Source organism: Pseudomonas sp. FSL R10-2964 (assembly GCF_009600035.1).
Classification (GTDB): domain Bacteria; phylum Pseudomonadota; class Gammaproteobacteria; order Pseudomonadales; family Pseudomonadaceae; genus Aquipseudomonas; species Aquipseudomonas bubulae.
In genome coordinates this window covers 1-277 of the sequence record NZ_WIWH01000140.1, presented here as the reverse complement: position 1 = coordinate 277, position 277 = coordinate 1, and the positions used below count along the sequence as shown (strand labels likewise).

Here is a 277-nt window from a genome sequence, read left to right as displayed (position 1 = left end):
TTTTGAATCCCCAACGACTGAGCAATATCGATTGCCTCCTTTAATTGAGCTATTCGATCCATTCGCCCAGCCCTGAGCTGCTTACGCAGTGCGACAAGTTCGTCCTGCAATTGCGAACGCTGAACGGCATCGTTCTCCAGTAGTATTGCAATGCGGGCTTGCTTGCTGACGTCATACTCGGCACGAGCCGCATCGATGCTGTCTCCAAGCTCCGCAAGACGGTTCTCAATGATGATATTGAGATCGGCTTCTATCTTTTTACGCTCCACTTCAATTG

1 pseudogene is annotated in these 277 nt (G+C 49.8%); it reads right to left on the bottom strand.

Features of this window, described 5'->3' with window-relative positions:
- Positions 1–277: pseudogene (locus GHN92_RS23990) on the bottom strand (chain-length determining protein); the annotation flags it as partial.